Genomic DNA, 6,329 nt, shown 5'->3' with positions numbered 1-6,329 from the left:
TCCCACAGGTGGAGCTTCGCGCTGGTTGGCTAAGTGCGCGGCAGGCGGCTTCGGCCCTGCTGCTGCCAAGCCGATGGGTTGCCGATGCCTTCGGTCGCGGCTGAAGCCGCTCCTACAGGAAGCCTTGCGCTGAGTTTGCTGGGTGCATTGTGGGAGGGACTTCAGTCCCGACGCGGGGAGCCTGCGGCGCGGCGATGCGGCCGGTGGCCGAAGCCTTCGGAACGGCCTCTGCAATGATGCAAGGAGGTGCTGCGCTCAGGATCATGCTGGCTCTATCGGTCATGCATCGCCGGTGGCTCGAATGGACCAGGCGCTATGCGCAAAACAGCGTGCCGCGCGTGTCGCGTTGCAATGCTGTCGCTGGTCGTGGCTGCTGGCCTAGAATTCATGTCCACACCGCCCGGTCCGTCTGCGCATGTCGTCCCCGTCCTCTTCCGCCGCCGTCCCCGCGCGTGGCGGCTTCGTCGTCCTCGCCTTGCTGCTGGTCTATGTGGTCTGGGGTTCCACCTACCTGGCCATCCGCTTCGCGCTCGAAGGCGGGGTGCCGCCGCTGAGCATGGTCTCGGGGCTGCGCTTCATCGTCGCCGGCTCGCTGCTGTATGCGGTGCTGCGCTGGCGCGGCGTGGCCGCGCCGACGCGGCGGCAGTGGGGCTCGCTGGCGGTGCTCGGCGCGCTGCTGCTGCTATGCGGCAACGGCATGGTGGTGCTGGCCGAACGCAGCGTGTCCTCCGGCCTGGCCGCGGTGGCGGTGGCCTCGGTGCCGTTGTGGATGGCGCTGTTCGGCGCGCTGCGCGGCCAGCACGCCAGCGCCGGCGAATGGCTGGGCATCGTGATCGGCTTCCTCGGCGTGGTGTGGCTCAACGCCGGCAGCAGCCTCACCGCCAGCCCCACCGGCCTGGTGCTGCTGCTGATCGCGCCGATCGGCTGGGCATACGGGTCGGTGTGGTCGCGCGGACGCGAGCTGCCGACGCCGTTCATGGCCGCCGCCGGGCAGATGCTGTGCGGCGGCGCGTTGCTGCTCGCCGCCGGCCTGCTCAGCGGCGAGCGTCCGAACGGCTGGCCGACGCCGCACGGCATGCTGGCGGTGGCGTACTTGTGCGTGTTCGGTTCGATCGTGGCGTTCACCGCCTACGTGTGGCTGCTGCAGAACGTGCGCCCGGTGCTGGCCGGCAGCTACGCCTACGTCAACCCGGTGATCGCGGTGGCGCTGGGCGCCTGGCTCGGCCAGGAGCATTTCACCGCGCACGACCTGGGCGCGATGGCGGTGATCCTGGCCGGCGTGGTGGTGATCACTCTGGCGCGGGCGCGGCGATGACCGCCACCGAGCAGGAAACCCGCCGCGGGCTGATCGTCACCGCGCTGACCTTCGCGCTGTGGGGCGTGGTGCCGGTGTACTGGCACCTGCTCAGGGAGGTGCCGTCGGCCTTCATCATCGCCCACCGCATCGTGTGGAGCACGCTGCTGGTGGTGGCGTGGCTGGTGTACAGCGCGCGCCTGCAGTGGTGGCGGGCCATCGCGGCCAAGCCGCGCGCGCTGGCCACGCTGGCGCTGAGCAGCGTGGCGATCGCGTTCAACTGGGGTCTGTACATCTGGGCGGTCAACGCCGGCCATGTGATCGAGACCAGCCTGGGCTACTTCATCAATCCGCTGGTCAACGTGCTGCTCGGCGTGCTGGTGCTGAAGGAGCGCCTGCGCGGCGTGCAGTGGCTGGCGGTGGCGTGCGCGGCGCTCGGGGTGAGCTGGCTGACCGTGGACGCCGGCGCGCCGCCGTGGATCGCGCTGGGGCTGGCGTGCTCGTTCGGCCTGTATGGCCTGCTGCGCAAGCTGGTGCAGGTGGACGCGGTGGCCGGGCTGGGGGTGGAGAGCCTGTACCTGTTCCTGCCGGCGCTGGGGTTCGTGCTGTGGGGCGAGGCCGGGCACGGCGGCGGCTTCGCCGACGGCTGGGGCTGGCGCGACGATGCGCTGCTGGTGTTCGGCGGCGTGGTCACCGCGGTGCCGCTGATCGGTTTCGCCTACGGCGTGCGGCGCATCCCCCTGTCGCTGGTGGGGCTGCTGCAGTACATCGCGCCGAGCCTGCAGCTGCTGCTCGGGGTGTGGTTCTTCCGCGAGCCGTTCGACACCGGCAAGGCGATCGGCTTCGCCGCGATCTGGATCGGGCTGATGCTGTTCGCCGGCGAGAGCCTGTGGCGCTCGGGCTGGGGGCGGCGCCGCGGCGGTGGGTAGCGCAGCGCGTGGGCGAGTGCACTGTCGGAGGGGCTTCAGCCCCGACGGTGTCCGCGGCCGGGAAGTTCCCGCTTCGCCGGTCGCGGCTGAAGCCGTTCCTACAGGGGATGTTCCGGAGAGGGTTTGCTAGCTGCGGCTGCCGTTCGCGGCCGGGGCGCCGGTCAGCTGCTGCTCGGTGTCCACGGGCGGCGCCAGCGGCGACGGACAGCGGCCGTCGCGGCGCTGCGCCGGCAACTCGGCGAACCAGTCCTCCACCGTCGGGCCGAGCAGGTCCAGCCGCATCGGCAGGCTCAGGTGGTTTTCGCCCGGCATTTCCAGGTAATGCGCGCGCGGGGCGTCCAGCGCGAGCAGGCGGCCGTGCGCGACCGGGATGTGCTGGTCGGCCGCGCCGTGCAGCAGCAGCACGCAGGCCGGCGCGGCGCGCGCGGCGGCGGTCACGTCGACCCGGTCCAGGTTCAGCGCCAGGCGCTGGTTGGCGCTGGCGATCACCGCATCCAGGTCCTGGCCGCCGTAGCGCCAGCGCGCCAGGTCCATCGCCGCGCTGGCCATCCAGCCGCGCGGGCGGCTGGCCAGCATGTGCGGGATCATGTCGCGGATGCCGCGTCCGGCATTGGCGTACGACTCCATCGCCACCACGCCGCTGACCTCGCCGCCCAGTTTCTGCGCGCTGAACAGCGCGGTGGCCGCGCCGTAGGACACGCCGAACAGGTACAGCGGCCCCTGCACCTCGCCGCGCGCGCGCAGGGCACGGATCACCGCGACCACGTCGTCGGACTCGCGGGTGCCGTAGCCAGCGCTGCCGCCGCCGGAGCGGCCGTGGTTGCGCAGGTCGATGCTGATGCTGCGGTAGCCGGCCTGGGCCAGGTCCAGCGACCACGGCAGCAGCGAGTCGCCGTCCATCATCCAGCCGTGCAGCAGCACCACGGTGCCGCGCGGGGCGGCGCGCCCGCGCGGCTGCGGGTTGCCCACCTCCATCGCGAAGTCGGCGCGCTCGTGGCCGTCGGCATCGCGCCCGGCCTGCTCGTAGCGGTAGCGCATGCGGTAGTCGCCCGGATCGATCGCGCGCCAGAAGATCGGGATGCCGGCCGGGGTGAGCACATGGCCGCTGCGGTTGGGCAGTGTCGCCAGCAGGCCCTGGATGCGTTCCTCGTCCATCAGCGGCGACACGCCGCCCGGCGCGATCAGCCGGTCGGCGAGCGAGGTGGACGAGCAGGCGGCCAGGCACAGGCTGGCGCAGAGGACGAGCAGCAGACGCAGGCGCGACATGGCGGTGGTAGCGGCGGGGAGACGGCCGCGCAGGCTACAGCCTTCGGCCCTGGGCGCTCTACCGTAGTTGGATGACCGAATGATGACGGCGGTAAAGCGGGCCGGAGCGGGCGGCGATGCGCCGCTGCCCCGTGCCCCCGCTCCCGCTCCCGCTCCCGCGAAACCGTTCGCGGGCGCCGACCTGGCCGGTCTTGCCGGCCGCTGGCTGGATGGCCGGGTGGCCGACCGACCGGCGCGGACGCCGCGGGGCGACGGAGACCCGTCGTTCCCGGGCGTCCCGCGTACCGGTCCGTCCCGCGCTATACCTCGCGCAGCGCGGTGGTGATGGGCAGCCGCGCCGCGCGCAGCGCCGGGAACAGGCCGCCGACCAGGCCGATGCCCAGCGCCCACTTCAGCCCGCTCCACAGCAGCGGCGGCGACACCTTGAACTGGAACACCACCTGGCTGAAGTTGCTGCCCAGCGTGGACACGCTGTAGCCGTTGAACACCGTCCAGGCGATCAGCCCGCCGAGCAGGCCGCCGAGCAACGCCAGCAGCATCGTCTCCAGCATCACCGCGGTGACCACCGGCAGCCCGCGGAAGCCGAGCGCGCGCATCGTGGCGATCTCGCGCGCGCGCGTGGCCACCGCCGCGTACATGGTGTTGAGCGCGCCGAACACCGCGCCCACCGCCATGATGGCGCCGATCACCGTGCCCAGCACGCTGATCAGCTTGTTCAGGCCGCCGCCCTGCTTGGCGTAGTAGTCGCGGGTGGTCTCCACGTCCAGCTTCAGCCGCGGGTCGGCGGCCATCGCCGCCTTGAACTGGGCGTAGCCGTCCTTGCCGGCGGTGCGCACGCTGATCGACTGGTAGGCGCTGCGGTTGTAGGTGGACGCCAGCGTCTGCGCATCGCCCCACAGTTCCGAATCGTGCGCGTCGCCGGAGGCGAACACGCCGACCACCGTCCACTGCTCGCGGCCCAGGTTGAGCGTCTTGCCCACCTCCAGCCCGCGGAACTGCGACTTGGCGCCCTGGCCGACGACGATCTCGCGCAGGCCGGCGCCGAAGCGGCGGCCCTCGACGATCTTGACCTTGTCGTGCACCGCCCAGGCGGCGTCGCCGACGCCGCGGAACTGCACGTTGGTGTCGGTGCCGTCGGCCTTGCTCGGCAGGTTGATCACCTGCGACAGCTCCGGCGACAGCAGCGGCTTGCCGTCGGCGCCCTTGGCGATGCCGGCCAGGCTGGCCACCAGCGGCACCTGGTCGCGGGTGATCACCGAGTTGGTCTCGGCCTGCGAGCCGCCGCGCAGCACGATCGCGGTGGTGTCGTCGCCGGTGCTGCTGAGCGTGGCCTGGAAGCCTTCGCCCATCGCCAGCATCGCCACCAGCACGCCGACCACGCCGGCGATGCCGACCACGATCACCGACGAGGCGCCCCAGCGCTGCGGCAGGCTGGCCACGCCGATGCGGGTGGCGGCCAGCGCCAGGCGCCCGCTGCGGGTCAGCAGCAGCCACAGCGCCACCGCCACCGCCAGCCCCAGCACCGCGTACCACGGCAGCGCGATCCACACCGCCAGGCCGACGGCCAGCAGCGCCACCGACAGCAGATTCCACAACCATTGCTTGATTTTCATGAGCGTGCCTTTCCGATAGTGGGAGTGGGGCGGTGCGGCGGCGGGCTCAGCGCCCGGCCAGCGCGTCCACGATCTTCAGCCGCTGCGCGCGCAACGCCGGCAGCAGGCCGACCACGATGCCGATCACGACCATCAGCCCCAGCGCCACACCCCAGGTCTGCGGCGGCACGCTGCGCATCGGCATCATTCCGCCACTGGCCGCGGCCACGCCGGGGATGATCAGCGACGCCAGGCCCATGCCGATCAGCCCGCCGAGCACGATCAGCAGCACCGACTCGACCATCACCAGGCCGAGCACGGTGCTGTCGCGGAAGCCGAGTGTCTTGAGCGTGGCCAGTTCCGGGATGCGCTCGCGCACTGCCTGCGCCATGGTGTTGCCGGTGAGCAGCAGCAGGGTGAAGAACACCGCGCCCATGATCGCGGTGACGATCAGACCGATGTCGGCGAACTGCTTGGCGAAGGCCTGCGAAAACGCCGCCTCGGTCTGGCTCTTGGTCTCGTGATCGGAATTGGCCGATAGCGCATCGATCGCCTGCGCCACGCGCGAAGCCTGCTCGGCGTTGTTCAACTGCACCGTGTACCAGCTGACCCGGCTCTTGATGTAGTCGTTGGACTCGTCGAAGTATTTCCAGTTCATCATCAACTGGTTCTCGGCCTGCGCGTTCTTGGCGTCCTTGACCCGGAAGATCGTGGTCAGCGTCAGCGGCCAGTCGTTGCTGCCGCCGCGCGGGAAGATCGTGGCCTGCAGCGGGATGGTGTCGCCGATCTTCCAGCCGTGCTTCTTGGCCAGCGCCGCGCCGACCGCCGCGCCGGTGCGGGTCTCGCGGAACGCCTTCAGCTGCGCCGGGTCGACGTCGTACTCGGTGTAGACGTCGAAGAAGTTCGGCGCCACCGAGAAGTTGGGGAAGAAGTTCTTCGGATCCTGGTAGATGCCGCCGAACCACATCGCATAGGTGACCTTCTTGACCCCGGGCACCGATTCGATCTGCGGCAGCAGGCTGACCGGCAGCGCCTGGGTGATCGACAGCCGCGAGGCCACCACCAGCCGGCTGGCGCCCTCGACGCTGCCGCCGGAGTTGAACGCCACGCGCACCGAGTCGAGCATGCCGAACAGCAGGAACGCCGCGACCACCGACAGCAGCGTCAGCAGCGTGCGGGTCTTGCTGCGGAACAGCTGCGCCCAGACCAACGAGAAGTACTTCATGTTGCATCCTCCAATGTGCGGTG

At 71.0% G+C, this 6,329-nt stretch carries 5 protein-coding genes; 2 read left to right on the top strand and 3 right to left on the bottom strand.

Going from position 1 to position 6,329, the window contains the following annotated elements; genetic code table 11:
• Positions 1-415: 415 nt before the first annotated feature.
• Both yedA and rarD read left to right on the top strand, forming a co-directional pair.
• A complete protein-coding gene (gene yedA, locus JR065_RS15810; RefSeq protein ID WP_206235259.1) occupies positions 416-1,315 on the top strand; it encodes a drug/metabolite exporter YedA in 900 nt (299 codons plus the stop codon).
• A complete protein-coding gene (gene rarD, locus JR065_RS15805; RefSeq protein WP_206235258.1) occupies positions 1,312-2,223 on the top strand; it encodes an EamA family transporter RarD in 912 nt (303 codons plus the stop codon). The genes yedA and rarD overlap by 4 nt, the downstream gene beginning before the upstream one ends.
• Before the next feature lie 126 nt (positions 2,224-2,349).
• Here rarD and JR065_RS15800 read toward each other — a convergent pair whose 3' ends face one another.
• The 3 genes from JR065_RS15800 to JR065_RS15790 form a co-directional block, all read right to left on the bottom strand.
• Positions 2,350-3,489, bottom strand: a complete 1,140-nt coding sequence (locus JR065_RS15800) for an alpha/beta hydrolase family protein (RefSeq protein ID WP_206235257.1) — start codon at positions 3,487-3,489, stop codon at positions 2,350-2,352.
• A 299-nt stretch (positions 3,490-3,788) separates the two neighbouring features.
• Positions 3,789-5,102 carry an ABC transporter permease gene (locus JR065_RS15795; RefSeq protein ID WP_206235256.1) on the bottom strand — a complete coding sequence of 438 codons (1,314 nt, stop codon included), beginning with the start codon at positions 5,100-5,102 and terminating at the stop codon, positions 3,789-3,791.
• A 46-nt stretch (positions 5,103-5,148) separates the two neighbouring features.
• Positions 5,149-6,306: an ABC transporter permease gene (locus JR065_RS15790; RefSeq protein ID WP_206235255.1), complete on the bottom strand. Its 1,158-nt coding sequence runs from the start codon at positions 6,304-6,306 to the stop codon at positions 5,149-5,151.
• Positions 6,307-6,329 lie beyond the last annotated feature (23 nt).

Source organism: Xanthomonas sp. (assembly GCF_017163755.1).
GTDB lineage: Bacteria > Pseudomonadota > Gammaproteobacteria > Xanthomonadales > Xanthomonadaceae > Xanthomonas_A.
This window is presented reverse-complemented; position numbering and strand designations above follow the sequence as displayed.